This window comes from Metabacillus niabensis (assembly GCF_902829255.1).
In the GTDB taxonomy this organism is placed as follows: domain Bacteria; phylum Bacillota; class Bacilli; order Bacillales; family Bacillaceae; genus Metabacillus; species Metabacillus niabensis.
This window is the reverse complement of record NZ_CADEPK010000029.1, coordinates 45,705-69,428: the sequence shown is the minus strand read 5'-3', so window position 1 is coordinate 69,428 and position 23,724 is coordinate 45,705. Positions and strand designations below refer to the sequence as shown.

General features: G+C 37.4%; 25 protein-coding genes. 18 read left to right on the top strand and 7 right to left on the bottom strand.

Annotated features, from left to right (window positions below; genetic code table 11):
- Positions 1–21 precede the first annotated feature (21 nt).
- The 9 genes from HU235_RS05175 (at position 22) to HU235_RS05135 (ending at position 7,041) form a co-directional block, all read left to right on the top strand.
- Positions 22–1,191, top strand: a complete 1,170-nt coding sequence (locus HU235_RS05175) for a galactokinase (protein ID WP_095300282.1) — start codon at positions 22–24, stop codon at positions 1,189–1,191.
- A gap of 16 nt (positions 1,192–1,207) precedes the next feature.
- The gene (gene galE, locus HU235_RS05170; protein WP_095300281.1) at positions 1,208–2,197 is read left to right on the top strand and encodes a UDP-glucose 4-epimerase GalE; all 990 of its coding nucleotides are present in this window, start codon (positions 1,208–1,210) and stop codon (positions 2,195–2,197) included.
- Positions 2,198–2,293: 96 nt separating this feature from the next.
- Positions 2,294–3,826, top strand: a complete 1,533-nt coding sequence (gene galT, locus HU235_RS05165) for a UDP-glucose--hexose-1-phosphate uridylyltransferase (RefSeq protein ID WP_174879512.1) — start codon at positions 2,294–2,296, stop codon at positions 3,824–3,826.
- A 321-nt stretch (positions 3,827–4,147) separates the two neighbouring features.
- The gene (locus HU235_RS05160) at positions 4,148–4,975 is read left to right on the top strand and encodes a glycosyltransferase family 2 protein (RefSeq protein WP_174879511.1); all 828 of its coding nucleotides are present in this window, start codon (positions 4,148–4,150) and stop codon (positions 4,973–4,975) included.
- Positions 4,956–5,624 carry a uracil-DNA glycosylase gene (locus HU235_RS05155; protein ID WP_095300278.1) on the top strand — a complete coding sequence of 223 codons (669 nt, stop codon included), beginning with the start codon at positions 4,956–4,958 and terminating at the stop codon, positions 5,622–5,624. Before HU235_RS05160 ends, HU235_RS05155 begins: the two co-directional genes overlap by 20 nt.
- Positions 5,625–5,658: 34 nt before the next feature.
- On the top strand, positions 5,659–5,829 hold the full coding sequence (locus tag HU235_RS05150) for a uracil-DNA glycosylase (protein WP_145580154.1): 171 nt from the start codon (positions 5,659–5,661) through the stop codon (positions 5,827–5,829).
- Between the two features lie 5 nt (positions 5,830–5,834).
- On the top strand, positions 5,835–6,137 hold the full coding sequence (locus HU235_RS05145) for a YwdI family protein (protein ID WP_233452136.1): 303 nt from the start codon (positions 5,835–5,837) through the stop codon (positions 6,135–6,137).
- 92 nt (positions 6,138–6,229) lie between these two features.
- A complete protein-coding gene (locus HU235_RS05140) occupies positions 6,230–6,529 on the top strand; it encodes a hypothetical protein (protein WP_095300276.1) in 300 nt (99 codons plus the stop codon).
- A 140-nt stretch (positions 6,530–6,669) separates the two neighbouring features.
- The gene (locus HU235_RS05135) at positions 6,670–7,041 is read left to right on the top strand and encodes a DUF423 domain-containing protein (RefSeq protein ID WP_095300275.1); all 372 of its coding nucleotides are present in this window, start codon (positions 6,670–6,672) and stop codon (positions 7,039–7,041) included.
- 95 nt (positions 7,042–7,136) lie between these two features.
- On the opposite strand, the gene gerQ is transcribed toward HU235_RS05135, so the two are convergent.
- Both gerQ and hemQ read right to left on the bottom strand, forming a co-directional pair.
- On the bottom strand, positions 7,137–7,691 hold the full coding sequence (gene gerQ, locus HU235_RS05130; RefSeq protein ID WP_233452135.1) for a spore coat protein GerQ: 555 nt from the start codon (positions 7,689–7,691) through the stop codon (positions 7,137–7,139).
- Between the two features lie 490 nt (positions 7,692–8,181).
- A complete protein-coding gene (gene hemQ, locus HU235_RS05125; protein WP_174879510.1) occupies positions 8,182–8,934 on the bottom strand; it encodes a hydrogen peroxide-dependent heme synthase in 753 nt (250 codons plus the stop codon).
- Positions 8,935–9,212: 278 nt separating this feature from the next.
- Between hemQ and pta the strand changes: the two genes are divergently transcribed.
- Together pta and HU235_RS05115 are read left to right on the top strand one after the other, a co-directional pair.
- Positions 9,213–10,181 carry a phosphate acetyltransferase gene (gene pta / locus HU235_RS05120; RefSeq protein WP_145580155.1) on the top strand — a complete coding sequence of 323 codons (969 nt, stop codon included), beginning with the start codon at positions 9,213–9,215 and terminating at the stop codon, positions 10,179–10,181.
- 128 nt (positions 10,182–10,309) lie between these two features.
- The gene (locus tag HU235_RS05115; protein ID WP_174879509.1) at positions 10,310–11,146 is read left to right on the top strand and encodes a lipoate--protein ligase family protein; all 837 of its coding nucleotides are present in this window, start codon (positions 10,310–10,312) and stop codon (positions 11,144–11,146) included.
- A gap of 63 nt (positions 11,147–11,209) precedes the next feature.
- Here the strand turns inward: HU235_RS05115 and HU235_RS05110 are convergent, their stop codons facing one another.
- Positions 11,210–12,028, bottom strand: a complete 819-nt coding sequence (locus HU235_RS05110; RefSeq protein WP_170944416.1) for an EcsC family protein — start codon at positions 12,026–12,028, stop codon at positions 11,210–11,212.
- 314 nt (positions 12,029–12,342) lie between these two features.
- Positions 12,343–13,110 (bottom strand): RsfA family transcriptional regulator, encoded by a 768-nt coding sequence (locus HU235_RS05105; RefSeq protein ID WP_095301731.1) that lies wholly within the window; start codon positions 13,108–13,110, stop codon positions 12,343–12,345.
- Between the two features lie 352 nt (positions 13,111–13,462).
- On the opposite strand from HU235_RS05105, the gene HU235_RS05100 reads away from it, so the two are divergent.
- The 3 genes from HU235_RS05100 (at position 13,463) to HU235_RS05090 (ending at position 15,885) form a co-directional block, all read left to right on the top strand.
- Entirely contained in the window at positions 13,463–13,687 is a 225-nt protein-coding gene (locus HU235_RS05100) for a YuzB family protein (protein ID WP_095301732.1), read from the top strand.
- 325 nt (positions 13,688–14,012) lie between these two features.
- Entirely contained in the window at positions 14,013–15,311 is a 1,299-nt protein-coding gene (locus HU235_RS05095; protein WP_095301733.1) for an HD domain-containing protein, read from the top strand.
- A gap of 52 nt (positions 15,312–15,363) precedes the next feature.
- The gene (locus HU235_RS05090) at positions 15,364–15,885 is read left to right on the top strand and encodes a YwgA family protein (protein WP_174879508.1); all 522 of its coding nucleotides are present in this window, start codon (positions 15,364–15,366) and stop codon (positions 15,883–15,885) included.
- A gap of 130 nt (positions 15,886–16,015) precedes the next feature.
- Here the strand turns inward: HU235_RS05090 and HU235_RS05085 are convergent, their stop codons facing one another.
- The gene (locus HU235_RS05085; protein ID WP_233452134.1) at positions 16,016–16,201 is read right to left on the bottom strand and encodes a 2-hydroxymuconate tautomerase; all 186 of its coding nucleotides are present in this window, start codon (positions 16,199–16,201) and stop codon (positions 16,016–16,018) included.
- A 145-nt stretch (positions 16,202–16,346) separates the two neighbouring features.
- On the opposite strand from HU235_RS05085, the gene HU235_RS05080 reads away from it, so the two are divergent.
- A complete protein-coding gene (locus HU235_RS05080) occupies positions 16,347–17,012 on the top strand; it encodes a site-2 protease family protein (RefSeq protein ID WP_095301737.1) in 666 nt (221 codons plus the stop codon).
- 52 nt (positions 17,013–17,064) lie between these two features.
- On the top strand, positions 17,065–17,580 hold the full coding sequence (locus tag HU235_RS05075; protein WP_095301736.1) for a YwhD family protein: 516 nt from the start codon (positions 17,065–17,067) through the stop codon (positions 17,578–17,580).
- A gap of 432 nt (positions 17,581–18,012) precedes the next feature.
- On the opposite strand, the gene HU235_RS05070 is transcribed toward HU235_RS05075, so the two are convergent.
- Complete coding sequence (locus HU235_RS05070; RefSeq protein ID WP_095301738.1) at positions 18,013–20,082, bottom strand: transglycosylase domain-containing protein; 2,070 nt, start codon at positions 20,080–20,082, stop codon at positions 18,013–18,015.
- Between the two features lie 279 nt (positions 20,083–20,361).
- Here HU235_RS05070 and speE point away from each other — a divergent pair, with 279 nt between their 5' ends.
- Entirely contained in the window at positions 20,362–21,192 is an 831-nt protein-coding gene (gene speE / locus HU235_RS05065; RefSeq protein WP_095301739.1) for a spermidine synthase, read from the top strand.
- A 110-nt stretch (positions 21,193–21,302) separates the two neighbouring features.
- Positions 21,303–22,184, top strand: coding sequence for an agmatinase (gene speB / locus HU235_RS05060; protein WP_095301740.1), 882 nt, complete (start codon positions 21,303–21,305; stop codon positions 22,182–22,184).
- A gap of 105 nt (positions 22,185–22,289) precedes the next feature.
- On the opposite strand, the gene HU235_RS05055 is transcribed toward speB, so the two are convergent.
- Entirely contained in the window at positions 22,290–23,588 is a 1,299-nt protein-coding gene (locus tag HU235_RS05055) for a globin-coupled sensor protein (protein ID WP_174879506.1), read from the bottom strand.
- Positions 23,589–23,724 lie beyond the last annotated feature (136 nt).

The window sequence follows — 23,724 nt, the reverse complement described above, 5'->3', positions numbered from 1 at the left end:
ATATAATGAAGGGTGATTTAGATGAAGGAACAAATGAGAGAGCAATTTAAGAAGCTGTTTGGTAAGACTGAAGGTATTCGTAGCTTTTTTGCACCAGGTCGAGTGAATTTAATCGGAGAACACACCGATTACAATGGAGGGCATGTCTTTCCGTGTGCGCTAACATTTGGAACATATGCATTAGCCGCTTTACGAACAGACAAAACGATTCAAATGTATTCAATGAACTTTCCTGACGTAGGTGTAATCTCCATTTCACTTGATGAACCGGTGAGCTTTATGGAAGAGCATGATTGGGCAAATTATCCAAAGGGTGTTTTAAAGGAATTTCTTGATAGAGGAATCGAGTTCGGGAATGGATTTGATGTCTTGTATTATGGAGATATTCCAAATGGAGCAGGCTTATCTTCTTCTGCTTCAATTGAACTTGCAACATCAGTTATGCTTCAAGGCTTGTTTGAAACAAGCTTTTCAAAAGTTGAATTAGTTAAGATGAGTCAGCATGCTGAAAATGAATTTATCGGAGTAAGCTGTGGAATTATGGATCAATTTGCGATTGGAATGGGCAAGGAAAATCACGCAATTCTCTTAGATTGTCAAAGCCTGCAATATAAATACAGTCCAATTATCCTTAAGGATGCATCACTTGTTATTGCAAATACAAATAAACGCAGAGCATTAGCGGATTCGAAATATAACGAAAGACGCTCAGAATGTGAAAGAGCGCTAAAGGATTTGCAAAATGAACTTGATATTCAATCACTAGGAGAGCTAACGCCAGAACAATTTGAAAATCACCGTCATCTTATCGTAAATGAAATTGATCAAAAACGAGCGAAACATGCAGTCTATGAAAATGCTCGGACAATTCTAGCAGTTGAGAAATTACAACAAGGTGATATCGAAAGCTTTGGTCAATTAATGTGTGATTCACATACATCATTACGAGATGACTATGAAGTGACAGGATTTGAATTAGATACTTTAGTTGAGGCAGCGTTAAATCAACAAGGAGTCATAGGCTCTAGAATGACTGGAGCAGGATTTGGCGGCTGTACAGTATCCATTGTAGAGAATGAAAAAATTGATCAATTTATTGAAGAGGTAGGCAAGGCATACAAGGAAAAAACAGGATTAACAGCTGATTTCTACGTTGCAAATGTTGGGGATGGCGCGAGAGAAATAATTTAATTTTGGAGGGATTTACATGGCAGTATTAGTATGTGGTGGAGCAGGTTATATCGGTAGTCATGCTGTTTCAGAGCTTTTAGACCGAAATGAAGAGGTTATCGTCGTTGATAATTTGCAAAAGGGTCATAAACCAGCAGTATTAGAAGGAGCAAAGCTTTATACAGGTGACTTACGTGATGAAGCATTTTTAAAACAAGTATTTGCGGAGAACAAAATTGAAGCAGTTATTCATTTTGCAGCAGACTCTCTTGTTGGTGAAAGTGTTGAAAAGCCACTTCAATACTATGAAAACAATGTATACGGAACGATGTGTTTATTAAAGGTTATGACAGAGTTTGGTGTTGATAAAATTGTCTTTTCATCAACAGCAGCAACTTATGGTGAAGCGGAAAATATTCCAATTTTAGAAACCGATCCGACTGTGCCAACTAATCCATATGGTGAAACGAAGCTCGCGGTAGAAAAAATGCTGAAATGGAGCAAGCAAGCATATGGTTTAAACTATGTCGTTTTACGTTACTTTAATGTTGCAGGAGCCCATATGGAAGGAAAATTAGGTGAGGATCATCAACCAGAGTCTCATTTAATCCCAATCATTTTACAGGTTGCCCTTGGTCAACGCGAAAAAATTATGATTTTTGGAGACGACTACAATACAGCAGATGGCACATGTATTCGCGATTATATTCATGTGACAGACCTAGCGGATGCACATATTTTAGCGATTGAGAAGCTTCGAAAAGAAAACGAAAGTGCTACCTATAATCTTGGAAATGGCAATGGCTTCTCTGTAAAAGAAGTAATTGAAACAGCAAGAAAAGTAACAGGTCACCCTATTCCAGCAGAGGTTGCACCGAGACGTGCAGGAGATCCAGCTATCTTAATTGCCTCATCAGAAAAGGCAATGAAAGAGCTGGGCTGGAAGCCAAAATATGCCGACCTTCATACAATTATTGAAAGCGCATGGAAATGGTTCCAAGCGAATCCAAACGGATATACAAAATAAAAGTTAATGAATGAACGAGGGGTTTATCCCCTCACATCTCTATTATTATTCTAAAATTTACTTCCAGTTATATATGCCTTGTTGGGGGATGATGTCATGTCTATTCTAATCGATTATGAAATTGAACGACTTTTACAATTTGCATTAAAAAAACAACTTATTTCCAAATGGGACCTTGATTTAGCGCGTAATAAAATATTAGATGTTTTCCAGCTGACAGATATTAAGCAGGTTACTGTACCAAATGAGGAACTTGCCTCACCAGTTCCAATTTTAGAGCGGATGTTGGATTGGGCCTTTGAAAACGGACAATTACCAGAAAATACTGTAACTTACCGTGACTTGCTTGATACAAAAATAATGGGATGTCTCGTTCCTTCACAAAGCGAAGTCATCCGTCACTTCGAAGAGAATGTCCGAAAGTATGGTCCTAAGGAGGCAACAGCTTCGTTTTATCAGTTCTCCCAGGATGTTCATTATATTCGGACGGATCGAATTGCTAAAAATGAAAAATGGTTAGCTCCAACAGAATATGGCGACCTGCAAATGACGATTAATCTCTCTAAGCCTGAAAAAGACCCGGTAGCAATTGCTGCTGCGAGAAATTTGCAAAAAAGCGATTATCCAACATGCTTGCTTTGCAAAGAAAATGTAGGCTATGCAGGTAGACTTAATCACCCGGCAAGACAAAACCATCGAATTATTCCTGTTACGCTCGAAGATGAACAATGGTTTCTCCAATTTTCTCCATATGTTTATTATAACGAGCATGCAATTGTTCTATCGGGTGAGCATAAACCAATGAAAATATCAAAGCAGACTTTCACAAAGCTGCTGCAATTTGTTGAGCAATATCCACATTATTTCTTAGGCTCAAATGCAGACTTACCAATCGTTGGTGGCTCGATATTAAGCCATGATCATTTCCAGGGTGGATATCATACCTTTCCAATGGAAGTAGCTGAAATGGAGTATAGCTTTACGCTCGATAAATATCCAACCGTTCAACTTGGAACAGTCAAATGGCCAATGTCTGTCCTACGTCTTCAAGGGCTAAATCAACAGGATTTAATCGATGCTGCGGATGATATTTTACGTGAATGGAAGAAGTATAGTGATGAATCTGTTGAAATTATTGCTTTCACAGGTGGAACTCCACATAATACGATTACACCGATTGCTCGAAGAAGAGGAGAGCTTTTCGAATTAGATTTAGTCCTCCGCAATAATCGAACAAGTGATAAGCATCCATTCGGTATTTTTCACCCTCACGAAGAGGTTCATCATATAAAAAAGGAAAATATCGGGCTTATCGAGGTCATGGGATTAGCGGTTCTACCAGGTAGATTACTTGAGGAATTAAAAGCAATAGCTGAGATTTTAGACAGCAATGAAGATCTATCAGTGATTTTAGAAAACAGTGAGCTTACAAAGCATTATGATTGGGTTGTTAAGCTAAAAGATAGGCTTACACCTGAACGGAAACAGTCAAGCTATCAATTATTGCTAGAGGATGTTGGCAATATATTTGCTACTATCCTAGGTCATGCAGGTGTGTTTAAGCGTGATGAAGCAGGTAAGCAAGCGTTTCAACGTTTTATAAAGGAAATGCAAAACAATATAAAATAAATCAGAGATGCTAGTATAAGATAATTATATATCGGACATACTGATCTTAATCCCCCCCTTTATTTTTAATATATTGTTTTCGGAATTTGTATTTCCGAGTTTGCTCTAGTGTATAGACTAGAGCTTTTTTTATTGTCTAGGAAAATGATAAAATTTTGAAACTGAGGATAAGTGCAAGACATCTCAGTGCCTATCCTCGAGGTCATAAACTTGTCGGAACTGTTCAAGGTGCTTATGCTTTCTTATTCAGTCAACGACATTCTATTTTTTGTTTTACCTATGATAAGATAAATAATAGATTGTAAGAAAAGGTGATAAATGATGAAACTTTCTATCGTGATTGTTACATATAATAGGCTCCCTGAACTTGCTGAGCTTCTCGAATCAATCTTAGGACAAACGGTAGCTCCATATGAAATTATCATCGTGAATGATGCAGGGGAAAGTGTCACACCGTTAGTGGAGTTATATCCAGAATTGCCGATAAAGGCAATAAACTTAAAGGAAAATGTTAAGCATGTTCATGCAAGAAATATTGGTGTAAGCTATGTAACAGGAGATGTAATCATGCTTTGTGATGATGATGATTTCCTTACAAAGCAGCATATTGAATTTGTACGAAATGAACTTAAGGATGCAGATTTCATATACTCAGATGCAGAAATCGTCAGCTTTGAAAAAAAAGGAAACACACGCATTCCTTTATCAAGAAGGACATTTGCCTATCACTATAGTCTTGAGGAAATGAGAAAGTTTTCAACCTATATTCCTTCAGGAAGTGCGTATAAAAAAGCATTACATGACAAAATTGGATTATTTGATCCTGATGTTCATAATTATTGGGATTGGGACTTTTTCCTCCGAGCAGCTAAAGTATGTGAAATAAAAAGAATACCTATTGCTAGTGTTATCTATGCTTTTTCAGAAGCAGGAGACAATCAATCATCAGAATTTACCGATAGAAGAAAACATTATTTAGACAAGCTGTGTGAGAAGCATCAACTCGGCAATCTACCACAAAAAAACTTTTTCGTTTTATTAGAAGAACCAGCGATGAAAAAGCGTGAGGCAGAAACGAAAATTGTTTGGGATGGTAAGCCAATTTATACAAGATTCGGGAGGGCAGACTATGCACCATTCAATAAATAATGATTGGGCAACGCGATTAAGCTCCCAGTTTGAACAGCCATATTATCAAGAGCTTCTTGAATTTTTAGAGGAAGAATATAAAAACAACGTTGTTTTTCCAGCAAAAGATAAGGTTTTTACTGCTTTAAATGAAACATCATATGATTCTGTAAAAGCAGTTATTCTTGGACAGGACCCGTACCATGGTGAAGGACAAGCGGAAGGTCTCAGCTTTTCGGTACAGCCTGAAGTGAAGCTTCCCCCATCACTACGCAATATTTTTATCGAATTACAAGACGATATTGGCTGTGAACAACCTGCAAATGGCTCGCTTATGAAATGGGCAAAAGAGGGTGTGCTGTTATTAAACACAGTCTTAACAGTAAGAAAAGGTAGTCCAAATTCACATAAAGGTAAAGGCTGGGAACGATTAACAGATGAGGTAATCTCTCATTTAAATAGGCGCGAGGAACCGATTGTCTTTATTTTGTGGGGGAAGCATGCTGGCGAAAAAAAGCAACTTATTACTTCGCCACAGCATCATATCATTGAAAGCCCCCACCCTAGTCCATTTTCAGCAAGAAAAGGCTTTTTTGGAAGCAAACCTTTTTCCAAAACAAACGCTTATTTAAAACAGCATCACATTCGTGAAATTGACTGGAGCTTATAATTGTTTTTAGTTTCCTGAAAAGGAGTAAACAATAATGAAGGACGCGCAAATAAATTGTTTGAAATGCAAATATTTCTATATAACATGGGATAAGAGTTTCCCAAATGGCTGTCGTGCGTATGGCTTTAAGTCAGCCACCAGACCTGCTGTAATGGTGAAGCAATCATCAGGAACGGCATGTCTTAAATTTAAACCAAAGGGGTAACAAAAATGATGAATATTCATGTTTCAAAGCTCCTGCAAAAGATGGAGGAAGAGCTGACAAAAGCAAAACAAAGTGCTTCAGATAAAGAAATAAGGGAAAGATTGATCGTTATTCAATCGCTATGTGACGTCATTCTCGATGAACAAAAGAATTCGTTACACATACCTTCACCACAACCAAATCAAATTAATCCTGCTGAGCTTCAAAAAATGATGGGAAATCTTTCATCTGCACCTAAGCCACAGCAGACATCGTCAAATCTTTACAAAGAGGATGATGCGAACGGGGATTCCCTATTCGATTTTTAATTCCATTGGAAGAAGAAACTCCCCAAACAAATTCATCATATTATAACCTTATCAGGACACACTGATAGTAAATCCAATTGGAGGTTTATAATATGGCTTACGATGATTTGTTTGAAATGGGGAGAGGGAGATTTGGTTTAGATATGTTTAGTCCTGCTTCCCAAGCAAAAGTTTCACATGACCGTTATGATGTATATGTAAACGACGATTTCGTCGGTCAAAAATACTTGCTTACTGCACAGGAATCGGTTCATGATATTGATGAATTTCTCATGAACGAAGGACAAAAGGATTTCCATTCTTATTTAGATGGTGATCATTACTATATTCGAACTCAAACAAATGAACAAAGCATATCAAATGTGTTAAAAGTTTATTTGCAAAATCGCTAGAGCCTTTAAGTAGGCTCTTATTTTTTTATATGTAGGAGGAGTAGTTTTAAAAAAACAGAAGTTCTCAAAAATCTTTCACAATTTCATAAGTTGAAATGAGCGAATTCTAGGGTAAGATGATAAAAGAGGAGGTTGGTTGAATGAAGCTGTTTCTTATTTTAGGTGCAATTAATGGATTTTTAGCTGTTGCGTTAGGAGCATTTGGGGCACATGGGCTAGAAGGGAAGATTCCCGAAAAATACATAAAAACGTGGCAAACAGGTGTTACGTATCAAATGTTTCACGCTGGCGGGCTGTTTGTCATTGCGTTTTTAGTGGATAAGCTAGCGAATGTTGGGCTGCTAACTGCTGCAGGTTGGTTGTTTTTCATTGGTATTATCTTATTTTCCGGTAGTCTTTATGTGTTAAGTGTGACACAAATTAGTGTGTTGGGAGCTATCACTCCGTTAGGTGGGCTTGCCTTTTTAGCTGGCTGGCTTCTAATTGGATATGTTGCAATTCGTTTTTTATAAAATAAAGCTTTTTTCGTAAACATGAATGCTTTTTATTAATTTAAAATAAAGAGGCCTATTCTCAATTATTGTGGAATAGGCCATTTTAGTTTACCTTATTTTCTAGGCTGAAAGGTAGCTAGTGCATATTGAGGATCGTATACTAGCTCTTCATCAAATGTTACATAATCTAAGTATACCATGAGTAATAAATAACGCATGCCTGTTTGCGGGTCACTAAGAATTAGATGATCGCGACCAGCTGCTTCAATAACCCCTTTAAAGATTTTCGCATTCCATTCACGATTGTTTTCAAAGGTCATATAGACAGTTGCGACCTTCCCGCGATTTAATCGTAAAATATTTTCTACATAGGATTGTTCTAATGGAAGCATACCTGGGATGTTTTGAGCGACACCTTGTTGCTGCGCAGGCAATGGAAATGATTGTATTAGCGGGAATCCTTGTTGACCTCCAAACTGAGCACCAGGATAAGGGTATGTAGCATATGGTTGACCTCCTGCACCTTGCATGCTCATTGGTTGCATTTGCATTCCGGCTCCTCCCCCTATACCTTGCATAGTCGATGGTTGCATTTGTCCTCCTCCTGCACCTTGCTGATTAAAGCTATAAGGTGGTGCTTGTGTTGATTGTCTTTTTTCATTTGCCATTTGTAACCCTCCTTATTAAATAAAAACTTGAACAAGCGGATTGTGATGGAAGATAAAAGCAGTGTGGTTTGTAATGACTTATATGCCATTGATTAAACAAATGTGCAAGTTATTCTATTAGATGGTTAACCATAGTGAGAATGTTGCTTGAACAGCTTTTTAACTTGAACGTGCAAGCAATTAAACATCCGCTTTACGTATAAGGAATAACCCCATTTTCTTAATCTACTTTTGATAGCAGTCATGCGAAAAGGGAGCATGATTCAATCTTTGCTCATTCATATGTATGTAAAAGGAGATGCTCTTATGACTTTTCATTTATCAATTTAGTGGATAGAAAGGAGACGTATAAAAATAGGGGATAGTAGTTTTGTTGTTAAAAAAACCTGTTGAAATCGATTACCAACAATCGTATTTCCAAAACAGCAAAAATGAGGCTATCTCAAAACATAAGGGTCAGACCCTTCCTGAGACAGCCTCACATTACTTTTTATTGAATAGCAAAAAACGGTTGGATTTTTTCTGCGTTTAAAAGGTTTCCGACAAAGAAGGAACCGAATTCACCGTAACGTGCGCTTACTTCGTCAAAACGCATTTCATAAACGAGCTTTTTGAATTGGAGAACATCATCTGAGAATAATGTCACACCCCATTCATAATCATCAAAACCGACAGAGCCAGTAATGATTTGCTTCACCTTTCCAGCATAGGAACGACCGATTAAGCCATGGCTTTTCATTAATTCACGGCGTTCTTCCATAGATAAAGAATACCAGTTATCATTTCCTTGACGGCGCTTATCCATTGGATAGAAGCATGCGTATTTAGATTGTGGAAGCTTTGGATACAATCTTGCGCGAACATGTGGGTTTTCATATGGGTCTTCATTGCTTTGACCTGCTAAGTAATTACTTAGTTCCACAACAGACACATAAGAATATGTAGGAATCGTAAATTCTGCAAGCTTTGTTTTATTAAATTCAAGCTCGATTGCATTTAGCTCATCCATTGTAGGGCGGAGAATCATGATCATAAAGTCAGCTTTTTGACCAACTATTGAATAAAGAGCATGACTGCCTTTGTCTGCATTCTGGGCAGCTCCCCATTTCTCAAGTAAACCTAAAAATTCATCGATGGCAGCTTGGCGCTCATCGTTTGTTAACAGCTTCCATGATGGCCAATCAATTGAACGGAAATCATGTAAACAATACCAGCCGTCTAACGTTTGTGCTGCTTCACTCATATATATTCACTCCTAAAGATTGATAGAAAATGTTTATATGTTAACTATATCATAGTTTGTCCATCCGACAGTATGAATAAAACTTGAACAAGTGAGTAAGTTTGACAATTGTGGGGCATCATTTCTTATGAGAAAGTGAAAATAAAATAAGTGAAAATTTAGAAAGTAAAGACTTTTAGGTGAAAGCGTTATTATCATAAGGATATGTTTGAATTTAATAATAAGTGGAGTATTCTTAAGGAAGAGGTTTTTCTTTACATATCAAGGAGGTTTTTAACGTGTCAGATTTATTTGCGACATTAAAGGAAAAAGTGAGCGGACAACAAATTAAAATTGTTTTCCCAGAAGGAACGGATGAGCGTATTTTAACAGCTGTTCATCGTCTAGCTAGTGAAAATATTTTACAGCCAATCCTAATTGGAAATCAAGATGAAATTTCGAAAAAGGCAAGTGAACTTAACGTTTCTTTGGATGGTATCGAAGTGTACGATCCGAAGCAATACGATGCAATGGAAGAGCTAGTGGCAGCTTTTGTTGAAAGACGTAAAGGGAAAGCAACGGAAGAGGATGCACGTAAAATTCTATTAGACGAAAACTACTTTGGAACAATGCTTGTTCATCTTGGAAAAGCACAAGGGCTTGTAAGTGGAGCGGCTCATTCAACAGCTGATACAGTACGTCCTGCTCTACAAATTATTAAAACAAAGCCAGGCATTAAAAAGACTTCAGGTGTATTCATTATGGTACGTGAAGAAGAGAAGTACGTATTTGCAGACTGTGCAATCAATATTGCTCCTGACAGCCAGGATCTAGCGGAAATTGCTGTTGCAAGTGCTGAAACAGCAAAAATGTTTGATATCGATCCACGTGTTGCACTTTTGAGCTTCTCGACAAAAGGATCTGCAAAATCACCAGAAACTGAAAAGGTAGCAGAAGCAGTTAACATAGCGAAGGAATTAGCTCCAGATTTAGTTTTAGATGGAGAGTTCCAATTTGATGCAGCATTTGTACCATCTGTTGCTGAAAAGAAGGCTCCTGGCTCTGTTCTAAAAGGTGATGCAAATGTTTTTGTATTCCCAAGCCTTGAAGCAGGAAATATTGGCTATAAAATTGCGCAACGCTTAGGAAACTTTGAAGCAGTTGGACCAATTTTACAAGGGTTAAATAAACCTGTAAATGATTTATCACGTGGCTGTAATGCAGAGGATGTTTATAAGTTAGCGTTAATTACAGCTGCTCAAGCGTAATTTAACAATTGTTCGAGCTCACCTAGGTTAATGGGTGGGCTCTTTTTTGTATATTCTGGATAATAACCAAGCTAATAAGTATATTTGATATAATAACGGTATAACTAGCATAAGGGTGAAGAATTTGTATGAACTCATTAATTGAACAGTCGCAATGGAGAATAGTCGATCAATCTAGCTTAGGTCCGCAATTTGAGGCTAAACAATCATTTGCAATAGATGATACATTATGTACAACTGTCGGAAAACTTGAATCACCGCCAACAGCTCGTACATGGGTGCATCACAATACAATAGTCCTCGGGATTCAAGATACAAAGCTACCATACTTAAAAGATGGGATTAATTTTTTACAAGAAAGAGGCTACCACGTAATCGTAAGGAATTCAGGCGGTCTTGCGGTTGTATTAGATAAGGATGTTATGAACATTTCACTAATTTTCCCGGACCTTGATAAAGGAATTGATATCGATCGGGGCTATGAAGCGATGTTCGAATTGATTAAATCTATGTTAAAGGAGCATGGCAACAAGGTAGAGGCGCGGGAAATTATTGGCTCCTATTGTCCTGGAAGCTATGATCTTAGCATAAATGGGAAGAAATTTGCAGGGATTTCACAGCGGAGATTGCGCAACGGTATCGCTGTTCAAATTTATTTATGTGTATCTGGGAGTGGTGAGGAGCGAGCAGATTTAATACGTCAATTTTATGACATCTCTCTTAAAGGCGAGCAAACGAAACTCACTTTTCCAACTATCAAACCAGAAACAATGTCCTCACTAAGCGATTTGTTACAAGAGAAGGTAACAAATGAAACGATATTATTTGATTTATTCACAACATTAAAGGAACATAGTGGGCAATTACTTTCATCATCATTGACAGCAGATGAGCAGCTATTATATGAGCAAAACCTAGTGAGAATGATAGAACGGAACGAAAAGGTATTCTCAAAAATCGAATAAAAATAGGAGGCTGTTTAGAAAGGGCCTGACCTGGGGTCAGACCCTTTCGTTTTACGGCAGTCTCTATTCAGCTTCTATGACTTCTTTGTTACCTTCTAGTCTCTCGAGTATTCTTCTTTTTCGATATAGCATCATGCCTGTTTCAGCTAAATCATTGATCATCGAGCGGTTTGTAAGGGCGCCAAATACCATTCCAGCAATTGGAACCATTTGCAAAAGCTTTTTCCAGCCAAATTGGTCGCGGTATGTGTAAACAACCTCGCGCCAGCCTTGAAGCTGTGAAATTACTTCACTTTTGGACTGTTCATTTTTATAAAAGTTTGCTAACTCATTTAAAATGGCTTCCTTCCCGACGACATCAGCTGATGAGAATTGCAAGCACTTAATGATGAATATGCGCTCTTCTCGTTCGTTAGGGTCATAGCCATAGGCAATCGCAATATCCTGAAGCGTTTTTAGTGAAAGTCCAAGAATAACTGGAATATCAACAGCAAGTGTGAAGATTCCTCCGATGCCTGTTGTTGCACCTTGAATCGTTGCAAACTGGCTGCGATTTGTTTTGAGATCCTTGCTAACAGCATCCATCGTTGATAATGGAAGTGAAGCTATTTCATCTACTGTTAAGGAATCATTTTTTGAATAGTGTTGTAGTTTTTTTAATATCGTATGTTCCTTCGTTAAATATTGTCCACCAGTTTGGACATATTGCCCAATTTCATCTAGTAAAACTCCAATTTTCTTTTGAATGAAGGCAGGAGTTAATTTATCTAGTAATTTAAATGGAAGCCTCCCAATCTTTTCCCAGAACCATAATCCCTTTTGATCCTGCTCCCATTCCTCAATCGTTTTTAATTCAGCCTGTAACCATTCCTTTGTTTCCAATATGATCCAACCTTTACTATTAGCGTTATAGAACATACTACGTTTTTTTCGTTTAATTAGTTTCAAAAATAATTTTTGCCTCTGTTATAGTGAAATTCTTACTAGTATCCACTTTTCTATAAGGGATTTTTAATACAATTCCCAAAGAAGCTCACATATCGTCTCTAACAAATATAACGTTGCAAAAGCAATTATAAGATAAATCTTCCATTTTATACATATTATTAGCTAAAAGTAGAAGGGTGATACGGACTAAAAAACGCCTTGATCCCAGGTAATTAAGGCATCAAGGCGTTGTTTCAAGCATTCTATTATTATTCAGCAAGCTTTTCTAAATTTCCATTTCGGTCCATTTTAAATGTAGTAGGAGACGTACGATCCTCTTCATCAAATAATACAAGCTTTCTTGCTCGATTCATAATTTTCATTAATGTTTCATAGTCTTCTTGGACCGTAACAGTATCTTGTTCAAGCTTTGCTACCTTTTTCTTCAATTCTTCATTTTCTGTAGACAGTTCTTGGTTTTCACGCTTAAGACGAGTGTTTTCACTCATTAAAGCTTCAGAATGATCACTTGTTGATTTATAAGACTGTAAGAATGTGATGACCTGATCCATCGTTAACTTATTCGTTGCTGTAGGCTGCATAGGTCTAGCGATTGTTTTTGTAGCTTGAGTAGTTCCAGTTCCTGGTAGATTTGCTTTTACATCCTCATCTGCAGGCATTACCTCAGCCATATGATTCTCTAAAGCTGACATCATCGTAAGCTCTTCTTGTTCATCTAAATCAATAGAAGGAACCTCTGGTGAATAAAGAAGCTGCTTTTTAACAGGCTGTCCTTTTCCGAGGGCTCTCATTCGTTGCTTGCGTTGTTTTTTTGCTAGTTGTAATGCTTTTTCATAATCGTGACGAACGACAGCATTCCAGCGAAAACCACATGCAGCTGATGTGCGGTTAAGCTTATCGCCTACCTCTTCAAAAGCGTTTAGCTGGGTACTCCCTTCGCGAACATGTCTAAGGACAGTTTCTGCTAGTAATAAATCATTCTCTTGAGACCATGCGTCTTGTCTTTGTTTCATAATTTTTCCAACTCCCTAAAATAAATAAATGTTTTTCCAAATAACTGTTAATAAGCATGGACAAGTTATCGCCATTTTATTCATTTTTGTTACGAGGATAGTAGATTTTTTTATAAAACCTTAAGGATTTTATTCATTTGGGACGTTTTGACAATATATCTTTTAGCTTTAGAATCTACTACAAATGGAATTTCCTCCTAAAAATAGAAGTGCTTTATCATACTTGCATTGCTAATTGAATAGCGGTAAAATATTTTTTAGCGAAAAAATGAGATTGATGTAGGATAAACTCCTCAATAAATAGATGGTGGGTTTTCCATCATATTCGGTTAGTTAGAAAGGGTTGTACAAAATTATGGCAAACGAATTTCGAATTTGTGATGATTGCCAAGCAACGAACATAAAAACTTTAATACCACGTTTAAAAGAAATTGATGCAGATGCAACAATTGATATTGCTTGCCAATCATATTGTGGACCAGGTAGAAAAAAAGCTTTTGCTTTTGTCAATAATCGTCCTGTGGCAGCACCAACGGAAGACGAATTAATTGAAAAAATTGAAAACAAGCTAAAAAAATAACATCACCTTTGTAAAGTCTCTACAACGGTGATTTTTTTATGAATGTTTTCGAGTTTTAAAAGAGGAAAATTGTAAAATTGTAGGTGTTAATGTCTAGTTGAAGTAGCTATAATAAAAACAAGTGTTATTGATTAGTGTTAGTGTCTATTAGGCACTTTTGTATTTTTTTAATGTTGAGCTACAACGCCTAGTCTCATGAGGGTATGAGTCAGCTAAGAACCCTAAAAGAGATAGAGACTTTCTTGATGTGTTGTCTTTATCCTCACAGGGTCACTAACAAGGCGTATTCGCTTTTTTATTAAGTCGGAACGGAAGTGGGAAGACAATGGCAAATACAAAATTGTCTGAGGAGAAGGTTTTTAAGGATCCCGTTCACCGCTATATACATGTTCGAGATAAATTGATTTGGGATCTGATCGGGACAAAGGAATTTCAACGGTTACGAAGGATTCGTCAGCTTGGGACGACATTTTTCACCTTTCATGGAGCAGAGCATAGCCGGTTTAATCATTCATTGGGTGTTTATGAAATTGTTAGACGAATTGTTGATGATGTTTTTAAAGGGAGACCGCAATGGAATGATGAAGAAAGAATGCTATGTCTTTGTGCGGCGTTATTACATGATTTAGGACATGGTCCTTTTTCACATTCATTCGAAAAGGTATTCCATCTCGATCATGAGGATTATACACAGGCGATCATTTTGGGAGATACAGAGGTTCATGCAGTTCTCTGTGAGAATGGGAAGGATTTTCCGAAAAAGGTTGCCGAAGTGATTGCCAAAACATACGAAAATAAACAGGTTGTAAGTTTAATATCAAGCCAGATTGATGCAGATAGGATGGATTATCTTCAGCGGGACGCCTATTATACGGGTGTGAGCTATGGACATTTTGATATGGAACGGATTTTACGTGTGATGCGTCCTCGAGAAGATCAGGTCGTAATTAAGAGCAGCGGGATGCATGCGGTTGAGGATTATATTATGAGCCGTTACCAAATGTATTGGCAGGTATATTTTCATCCTGTTACACGTAGTGCGGAAGTGATTTTAACAAAGATTCTTCATCGTGCTAAACAGCTTCATCAGGAATTTTATTCGTTTAAGCATGAACCGCTACATTTTTACTCTTTATTTGAAGATGAAATGACATTAGCGGACTATTTAAAATTGGATGAGTCTGTTATTTTGTATTATTTTCAGGCTTGGCAGGATGAAGATGATGCGATTTTAAGTGATTTATGTACGCGATTTATGGACCGCAAGCTGTTTAAATATGTTGAGTTTAACCCAAATGTGCAAATGATGACACTGATGGAGCTCACGGCGTTATTTAAAAAGGCTGGAATTGATCCCGAATATTATTTAGTTGTCGATTCGTCATCAGATTTGCCATATGATTTTTATCGGCCTGGTGAGGAGGAGGAACGTTTACCAATTCATCTGCAAATGTCGAATGGAGACATTCGAGAGCTATCACGAGAATCAGAAATTGTTGATGCCATATCGGGAAAAAGAAGGACAGATCATAAGCTATATTTTCCTTTGGATTTATTAGAGGATTTATCAACGAAGCGTACGGCGAAGAAAAAAATATTAGAATTATTAGGATTAGCGAACTAAATCGAGAGAGACATAACGTTGAACATAGAAAGAGTTAGGAGATGACGGGGCTTTGATGAAAGAACATGCTAAGCTGATGAAGGTTATTTCATCAGCTGGTGAAATTATTGGTCGTAAAAAGCTGCAAAAGATGATTTATATTGCAAAGAAGGTTAATCTTCCTTTTTATGAAAAATATAACTTTCATTTTTATGGACCTTATTCAGAGGAATTAACACTTCGAATTGAAGAGCTTTGCAATTTAGGATTTATAAATGAGGTTCATGAAAAAAAGGGTGGCTACTTTCAATATCGTTATTCATTAACAGAAGCTGGACAAGAATTTTTAGGCCATTATGAGCTTGATTTGCCGCCATTAGAGGATTTTATGCTAGGTTTAAATGAACAAAATTCAAGATTTTTAGAGTTAGTATCAACGGTTTTATACTTTGAAGGACTTGAAAAAGATGAAGTGAAGGATAAGGTGTTTACGTTAAAAAGCAAACAGCGTTATACAGAAGAGGAAATCGACGAGGCTTATCAGTATATTGAAAAAATAAGAGATTTAGTAACGAAGGAGCTTACAAAACATTAAAGAGTGCACGGGTGGAAAGAATTTTTCTTTCCTATTTTTTTTGATTAGATTAGGAGTATATAAGGTGCTTAAAAGGGCTGCTCAAAAGATTTACCTTATTGAGTCAGCCTTTTGTTACTTTGCAGTATTTCTATTCATCACTTAGTCTTTTTCCGCCAACAGCATAATGATTTTTTGACATTTCTTCAATGAAGACAACAATTTTTTCATCAGGTGCTCCTGTTGTTTCAGAGACGGCAGCAGTTACTTTTTCCACTAATGCCTTCTTTTGCTCCTCTGTACGGCCTTCTAGCATTTTAACAGTTACATATGGCATAAGTCTCATCCTTTCAAAAATATGTATCGCTGGTGAACATTTTGCTTGGAAAATGTATTCAGCCTGTAAATATAGTATACTTTAAGCGAGTACGTTTGCATAACCTCACATAAAGGAGAATGAGATGGAAAGATTAGAAGAAACGATAGGACAGTTTTTGGCGTTTCCATTACAAATGATTCCGTATGTTGTCATTACATTAGTTGTAGCCTTCACATTTCATGAGTTTGCCCATGCATATGTTGCCTATAAATTTGGAGATCCAACTGCTAAAAGGCAGGGGAGACTAACGCTATCACCGTTAGCCCATTTGGATCCGTTTGGTACGATTCTTATTTTTATTGCAGGCTTCGGTTGGGCAAGGCCGGTACCGGTTAATCGCTACTTTTTTAAAAGACCTCGACTTGCAGGTGTTTTAGTATCTGTAGCAGGTCCATTAAGCAATTTAGTGATCGCTTTTCTTGGAACAGCTATATGGTATATTCTTATATCAACGAATATATTAATGGCTCTGCCAGAATCGATGATGTACGGTCTAGAGGACTTTTTTAATATATTTGTATCACTTAATGTCATGCTATTTATTTTCAATCTACTACCATTTCCACCATTAGATGGGTATCGAATTATTGAAGATTTAGCACCAGCACATATTCGTGCTAAAATGACACAATATGAAAGCTATGGGATTATTATCTTTCTCATTCTTGTCATTACACCGCTTGATCAGTACATTATTCAACCGATTTTTGCTGTCGGTCGACCATTAGTGATGGAGATGTTCCATTTCTTATTAAGCCCGATTATTTAACTACATAAAATAGTTTAAAGAAATAACTGGTTATAAAGAAGGAGGATTACTTATGGAGGAAAAGAAAAAGAAGAAAAGTATTGGCTTTAACATCATCAAAAATGACCCAACGGATGGTCACGGCGGGTTCGGTGTAGGTGCGTTAAGCCTTGATAATGTGTCCCCGGTATTTGTTGATATTGAAGAGGGCGAGGCCTTTGTTGATATTGGTGCAATGCATGCTAGAAGTGCTGTTGAGAAGGGCATTAAGTTTTTAAAAAATAAAGAGGAAGTACCAAATGGGAAACCATATTGGCTCGTTTGGGTAACAATTGATCGAAAAGCGGAGGGTCCATATTATGCCGGTGTTGCAGCATGTGAAATGACTGTGGATCGCTCGATTAGAAGAGGGTATAAATCTCTTCCTGAGCATGTAAACAGAATGGATAAATCAATGAAAAGACATATTATCGTTGACCATATGGATGACCGCTCTAAGGAAATTCTTGCAAATTATTTAAAAAATCATGATCAAGGCATGTGGGAGCGCTCTGAGCAGAAGCTGAAGGATGATTTAAACGCAAACTGAAAATATGTCGAAACTGTGACACTTTCGTGAACAAATTGGTAATATCTTGTGAATTTCCCTTAAAGTTAGTAGACTAAGGTTAAGTTTATAAAACTAGGACATAAAAAGCCCCGAGCATATTTGTTCGGGGTTTTTTATTGTTTGGAAATTATAAAATTTTGAAATTTTGGTGAAGCGCACGACATCTAACTCCGGCGCTAAGCCCTCGAAGCTACAAGCCTAGGAATTGAAAGTAAGAGCAAGCACCTTCCATTCATTTGCTTCTTGTGCTTGTCGGGGCTAAACGAGGCGCTTCCGCTTTTCTAGTTGTCTAGCTGCAGCGCCTAGCCCCTCGAGGTCACAAGCCACATAGGAATTGAAGGAAAAGAACACCTTCATTTCCTATGCGTCTTGTGCTTGTCGGGGCTAAACGAGGCGCTTTCGCTTTTCTGGTTACCACCATTTAAACAGTTTTTCGAAAAGTCCTTCTTCTTTATCGTTTGTCTCTTTTTTTGCTTTGTCTTCGGATTTTTTGTTTGATTTGTGTTCTTTACAGTATTCAGTTGGTTCAGTGCCTTCCACAAAATAGGTCAATCTGCGAACGGGGCAATCTTTTGTTGCTAGCTTGCCGCTTGCTGGGTTAATGTATACGCCAACAACGCCATCAGGAGGACGGAATGCTTTGACGGATTCGTCTTCTAAAGATTCCTCCATGAAATTTGCCCAGATTTTTTTAGCGTAGCTTCTTTCCTGAACTAAATTGATCGATTTCCCTTTATCATAGCCTGTCCATACTCCTGCAACAATTTGTGGAGAAAAGCCGACCATCCAGCTATCAGTCGATGTTGTACCAGATTTACCGGCATATTCTCTTGTTAATGTTGATGCAATTGTCTGCCCTGTTATTGATGTGTAATCATTTAACTTTGGATCAAACATCCCTGTCATCATATGTGTTGTAACAAAGGCAGCTTGCTCATCTAATATTTGCTCTTTTTCCTTACTGCTTTTATAAATAAGCTTGCCGCTTGCATCCTCAATTTTTGTGACAAAGGTTGGTTCAATTTTTTTTCCACCGTTTCCTAAAATACCGTACGCATTGACTAAGTCAATTAGCCGTACAGGTGAGGTACCTAAAGCAGTCGATGGGATTTGTTTCATTTTCGTCTTTAATCCAAACTGTTCACCGGATTTTACAAGCTTATCCATTCCGAGAAACATATGTGTTTTAACAGCATAAATATTGTCGGATAAAGCAATTGCTTGAAGCATCGTTATAAAGTCATTTGCATAATAGCCATTATAGTTACTCGGTTTATATGTTGCTTTGCCATTATCATACTTGAACGTTGTTGGCTCACTTTTCATTTCTGTGGATGGAGTGAAGCCGTTTTCGATCGCTGTATAATATAATAATGGCTTTATCGCTGAACCAGGCTGTCTAACTGCTTGAGTAGCCCGATTGAACGGACTTTTATCATATTCACGTCCACCAATTAATGCTTTTACATGACCTGTAGAAGGCTCTAATGCAACAAAGCCTGCTTGAATATCTGATGATTGATCGATAGAACTGTTCATTAGTTTTTCTGCGGTTTCCTGCATTGTGATGTCTAGTGTAGTATAAATTTTTAAACCTTGCGTTTGGATAGCCTCTTCGTCAATTTGCAGCAAATCAGCGACAGACTCCATAACAGCATCTTGGAAATAAGGGGCAATGCCCTTCTGTTGTTTGCTTTCTTTTTTAGTATAGACAAGCTCTTCACGTAAAGCCGCATCTAACTGGTTTGCCGTAATATAGCCTTCATTTTTCATCGTTTTCAAAATGATTTCCTGTCTAGCCTCGGCTTTTTCCTGATTAACATAGGGTGAATAAGTGCTTGGACCTTTTGGAATTCCTACTAATAAAGCTGCTTCTGCAAGTGATAAGTCCTTTGCGCTTTTGCCAAAGTAATAATTCGCTGCTGCCTCAATACCGTAAACGCCATGACCATAATATATCGTATTTATATATCCTTCTAATATTTGTTCCTTGCTGTAATTTTGCTCAAGGCGGATCGTATAAAAGGCTTCCTTAGCCTTTCTTTCCCATGTCTTACCATGATGTAAAAAAAGATTTCGTGCATACTGTTGGGTAATCGTACTAGCTCCTTGAACTTTTGCCATCGCTTTTAAATCAGCTAAAGCTGCTCCGGCAATTCGTTTATAATCGAAGCCGTTATGCTCAAAAAAGCTTTGATCCTCAATCGCAACAGTTGCTTGTAGGGCATAATCTGAGATGTCATCTAATGGAACCCAATACCGCTTTTGCCCATTGTGCAGCTCGCCAATTTTTGTCCCATCACTTGCATAAATAATGGTTGATTGTGGCACTGTTAAGGAAGGAGGACCTTGCCATTTCGCATACAAAACAATGCTAAGAATAATCGTAGATAAAAAGACTAAAACTAAAAGGCCGATAAATAAAAGGGCTCGCATTGTTTTTAACGTTATTCGTAAACGTTTAGGTGTGATTACATCCATCGTTTTTCACCTCCAGACTGTATGATTTATCCGCACAAATACACTGTTAGTCATTATGAGTGTTTTTATCAGTTTTTAAACATACGAGGGGAAACTATGTATTTTTTTCTTGCATTTTTGCTAGTTTCATCTATACTTTTTTTAGGTTTTATTGAAGTCTCGCTTTATCAATGAATTCTTACTTTTCGTACATTCGCCGCTTGAAAATACAACGGATTTTTCTATTTTGCTTAAAACAGGCAGGTAGGATTTGAAGGGTTGAAAGGATGATTTAAATAAATGAGTGAATTATGGTATACAGAGAAGCAAACGAAGAATTTTGGCATCACTTTAAAAATAAAACAAACGTTACATACAGAACAAACTGATTTTCAATACTTAGAGATGGTGGAAACAGAAGAGTTCGGTAACATGCTTTTCCTTGATGGAATGGTCATGACATCACAAAAGGATGAATTTGTTTACCATGAAATGGTGGCACATGTACCGTTATTTACACACCCTAACCCAGAAAATATCCTAGTTGTTGGTGGGGGAGACGGCGGAGTTATCCGTGAAGTCTTAAAGCACCCGCAAGTGAAAAAGGCGACACTTGTTGACATTGATGGCAAAGTCATTGAGTATTCTAAGAAATTCCTTCCTGAAATTGCAGGGAAATTAGATGATCCACGTGTTGAGGTGAAGGTCGGAGACGGCTTTATGCATATTGCTGAAAGTGAAAATGAGTATGATGTCATTATGGTTGACTCGACTGAACCGGTTGGACCAGCTGTTAACCTTTTTACTAAAGGCTTTTATGCAGGTATTTCAAAGGCTCTTAAAGAGGACGGGATTTTTGTTGCCCAAACAGACAATCCTTGGTTCACGCCAGAGCTTATTTCTACAGTGCAACGCGATGTGAAGGAAATTTTCCCTATAACACGTCTCTACACAGCCAATATCCCGACATACCCAAGTGGTTTATGGACATTTACAATCGGCTCAAAGAAATATGACCCACTAGAAGTAAGTGAAGACCGTTTCCACGACATTGAAACGAAATATTATACAAAAGAATTGCATAAGGCATGCTTCGTATTACCGAAATTTGTTAGTGATTTAATTAAATAAATGAAATGAGGGTGAGGGCATTTCTCACACTTTTTTTAAAGAAAGTCGTTCGCTTTAGTATCAACAAGTTTAACGGTGCTCGAGCTTTTTATGAGATCGGAGGGTAAAGCATGAAATTTGATGAAGCATATTCAGGTAATGTATTTATAAAAAGTCATCCAAGCTATGAAGAAAGTGAAGCGGTTATTTATGGAATGCCGATGGATTGGACGGTCAGCTATCGTCCAGGTTCTCGTTTTGGTCCAGCGCGTATTCGTGAGGTTTCCATTGGACTTGAAGAATATAGTGCTTATTTAGATCGAGAATTGGAAGAAGTGAAGTATTTTGATGCAGGCGATATTCCGCTTCCTTTCGGTAACCCACAACGAAGCATCGAGATGATTGAGGAATATATTGACGGACTTTTAGCAGATGGGAAATATCCGTTAGGAATGGGTGGAGAACATCTGGTTTCTTGGCCGGTTATGAAGGCAATGTACAAGAAATATCCAGACTTAGCGATCATTCATATGGATGCCCATACAGATTTGCGTGATCATTATGAAGGGGAGCCTTTGTCACATTCTACACCAATTAAAAAAATTGCTGATTTAATTGGTCCAAAAAATGTGTACTCCTTCGGGATTCGCTCTGGAATGAAGGAAGAATTCCAATGGGCGAAGGAAAACGGAATGCACATTTCAAAATTTGATGTGCTTGAGCCACTGAAGGAAGTGCTGCCAACACTTGCGGGTCGACCAGTCTATGTCACGATCGATATTGATGTCTTAGACCCTGCGCATGCACCAGGTACAGGAACAGTAGATGCAGGTGGAATTACCTCTAAAGAATTATTAGCGTCTATTCATGAAATTGCAAAATCTGATATCCGGGTAGTTGGTTCCGACCTAGTTGAAGTAGCGCCAATCTATGATCATTCAGAGCAAACAGCAAATACAGCAAGCAAAATCATTCGTGAAATGATTTTAGGCTGGGTACAGAAAAAAGGGTAATTATTTTTTCATAATAGTTAAAAAGCTTCCCATGCAGGGTGGAAACACCTGAATTTGGAAGCTTTTTGTTTATTTTAAGCTTAGTGTTTGATACTCCCACACCTCTTAAAAATTTTGGATTGTTTGATTAAGTTCATCAGCTAATGTTGAAAGCTTTAATGATGATTCTCGAATATCTGTTAGTAGATGTGTAAAGCTTTGAATGTCTAAATTGTTCCGTTCATTTTGCTTTTTGTTTGAGTTACTAACCGTTAAGATTTCCTCAAAGCTAGTTAGCGTGTCACTTACATGTTGGTTTGTATGTATAGCCTTTGAATCCACATCGTTTATTTGCTCAACAACACCTTCAATTTGAGTAATGGTTGAACGTACTAAATCTGTAATATTATTTGATGAATCCTTTGTTTGTTCGGCTAGTTTTCTAACCTCTGCTGCAACAACCGAGAATCCTTTACCTTGCTCACCTGCGCGGGCAGCTTCAATGGCAGCATTTAACGCTAATAGATTTGTTTGCTCAGCAATTGATGTAATGACCGCAACAATTTCTCCTATTTCCTTTGACGTAGAGGCTAAGGAAGATATGCTGCTTTTGATTTGATTTACACTTTCCTTTAATGAGGTCGTTTGGACGATAACAGCGTCTAGCTGTTCCTTTCCTATAAGTGAACGCTCTTCAGTTGAAATTGCCGATTGCAGACCTTCTTCAATGTTTTCTTTAATTTTCTCCGATTTGTTTAAAACATCTTCAACCGTTGCCCCTGTTTCTTCTGACATTGCGGCTAAATCCTCAGTTATATCGCCAATTGTCTTTTTCACATTTTGCTTCGCTTCATCCTCTTTGTCTAAAAGCAGTTGATTTTGCAGCTTTTGCAGGGCAGCTAAACATATTTGTGCTTCAAGACTAAAGATTTTAGAAACGACTCGATAGGCTAAAGTTAAGCTTTCGGAATCCGTTTTATAGGCTTCACCAACAATTTCAATAACAGCTTCCGTTAAAATTTGGTTTGTACATAAATACCATTTCACTTCAACACCTATTGCTAAGTAGTATCTGGCTAAATTATTTCTCTTTTCCATAAAATCAGCACTAATAACTCCAGAAAAGAAGTCAATGATATATTGTTTTGAACCGCTTTTTTCAATTCCTAGTGATTTCATATCAACGATTTTTCTAATTCCATCAAAAGGATGGTTATATAAAGCATCGTATACTTTATCGAACTTTTCTTCGATTATCGGTTTTAAAGCCTTCGCCACAGCTAAATCATGAAGTGTTATGTTGAGAAGCTCTAATTGTTGTTCTAATTCTGAATGACCGTTACAGTTAATTAAAACATCCTGTTGTTGTTCAGCGAGTTCTACCAATGATTGGTGTGAGCTTGTCTTTTTGCTAAATAAAGCCATGTTATCCCTCCGTTATTCAATACTCTATATCTTATATCGGTATAATATCTATTTTCTAAATAATTGCAGGACAGAAATTATCAGCTACCTTCCCCTTGCACAGTTGCAAATCGTTCTTTATACTATTAAAGTTAAA